Origin of the sequence: Pseudoflavonifractor phocaeensis, assembly GCF_016901735.1 — a bacterium.
GTDB lineage: Bacteria > Bacillota > Clostridia > Oscillospirales > Oscillospiraceae > Pseudoflavonifractor_A.
Genome location: NZ_JACLZC010000142.1, coordinates 1 through 1,362, shown reverse-complemented (window position 1 = coordinate 1,362; position 1,362 = coordinate 1). Strand labels below are relative to the sequence as shown.

Here is a 1,362-nt window from a genome sequence, read left to right as displayed (position 1 = left end):
AGCGGGGGGAGGTCGCGGCCCTTTGGGAGGGGCGTCCCCAGCTGGCAGTGGGCCGCCATACCGACGTGCTGGAGAGCTGCCCCAAGGCGGAGGGGCTGATGAGTCTTTTACGGGGCATGAATCCCCAGGTACTGGCGGCTGACGAGATTACCTCGCCCCGGGACATCGACGCCCTGACCCAGGCGTCCCACTGCGGGGTGGGGCTGCTGGCCACGGCCCACGCCGCCGGCGCGGAGGACCTGGGGCGAAGGCCCCTCTACCGCGCCCTGCTGGAGGCCGGTATTTTCCGTCAGGTGATCGAGATTACCCGAAAGGACGGTATCCGGCGCTGCCGGGTGAGGGCGCTGGAGGGCTGCCCATGGTAAGGGCGCTGGGCGCTGCGCTGCTCATTGCGGGCGGTCTGGGCGCGGGCTGGTGCGGGGCGTCGGCGCTGGACCGGCGGGTGCGGAGCTTGCGGACCTTCTGCGCCGCGCTGGAGACGGCCCAGCGGGAATTATCTCTCCGGCTTCTCCCCATGCCGGAGCTGCTGTCTTTGCTGTCCCGCCAGTCGGAGGGACAGGCCGGGGCCTTTTTTGCCCGGTGTTTGGCAGACCTTCCTTCTCTGGGCAGCCGAAGCTTTGCGCGGATCTGGGGGGACGCGCTGGAGGGCGTGCCGTTGGATCTGAACCGGGAGGACCGGGAGATTCTGGCCCAGGCGGGGCGGGTTCTGGGGCGGTATGACGGCGCGGGTCAGGAGGCGGCCCTGGAGCTCATTCGGCTGCGGCTGGTGCGGGCGCTGGAGGAGGCGGAGGAGCGGCGGAAGAGCGGGAAAAAGGTGTGGTATGCCCTGGGGATCACAGCGGGCTGCTTTTTGGCCATTGTACTGATGTAGCGGGGCGGAGGAACGGTATGGATGTGGATCTCATTTTCAAAATCGCGGCCATCGGCATTTTGGTGTCGGTGCTCAACCAGGTGCTGTCCCGCTCGGGGCGGGACGAGCAGGCCACTATGGTGACCCTGGCGGGGCTGGTGGTGGTGCTGATGCTGGTGGTGCAGGAGATCAGCGACTTGTTTACTCTGGTCAAGAACCTATTTGGACTGTGACGCGGGATGCGGGATATGAAATATGGAGGACATCTTAAAGGTAGCGGCTCTGGCGGTGACGGCCTCTCTGTGCGCGGTGGTGGTGGGGCGTCAGGTCAAGGAGCTGGGCCTGGTGCTGGCGCTGGCGGCGGGCGTGCTGATTTTGGGCGGGGTATTCCAGGCCGCCGGCGCGGTGCGGGACTTTTTGAAGGAGCTGGCCCAGCTGGCGGGATTGGCGCCGGCGGTGCTGTCTCCGGTGCTCAAGATGGTGGGCATCGCGGTGGTGGCCCGGCTGTCGGC

Annotated in this window: 3 protein-coding genes and 1 pseudogene; all 4 read left to right on the top strand. The window is 67.3% G+C overall.

The features are described 5' to 3' along the window. A pseudogene (locus H7U37_RS14875) lies at positions 1 to 365 on the top strand (stage III sporulation protein AB); the annotation flags it as partial. Next, complete coding sequence (locus H7U37_RS14870; RefSeq protein WP_204876924.1) at positions 359 to 871, top strand: stage III sporulation protein AB; 513 nt, start codon at positions 359 to 361, stop codon at positions 869 to 871. The pseudogene H7U37_RS14875 and the gene H7U37_RS14870, both read left to right, overlap by 7 nt. Before the next feature lie 17 nt (positions 872 to 888). Beyond that, positions 889 to 1,083 carry a stage III sporulation protein AC gene (gene spoIIIAC / locus H7U37_RS14865; protein WP_204876923.1) on the top strand — a complete coding sequence of 65 codons (195 nt, stop codon included), beginning with the start codon at positions 889 to 891 and terminating at the stop codon, positions 1,081 to 1,083. 22 nt (positions 1,084 to 1,105) lie between these two features. Beyond that, the coding region (locus tag H7U37_RS14860; protein WP_204876921.1) for a SpoIIIAC/SpoIIIAD family protein at positions 1,106 to 1,362 on the top strand (257 nt) is incomplete at its 3' end.

Excerpts from the sequence above, each read along its gene's own strand:
- H7U37_RS14870 (WP_204876924.1), top strand. The coding sequence starts at position 359 with ATGGTAAGGGCGCTGGGCGCTGCGCTGCTCATTGCGGGCGGTCTGGGC.
- spoIIIAC (WP_204876923.1), top strand. The coding sequence starts at position 889 with ATGGATGTGGATCTCATTTTCAAAATCGCGGCCATCGGCATTTTGGTG.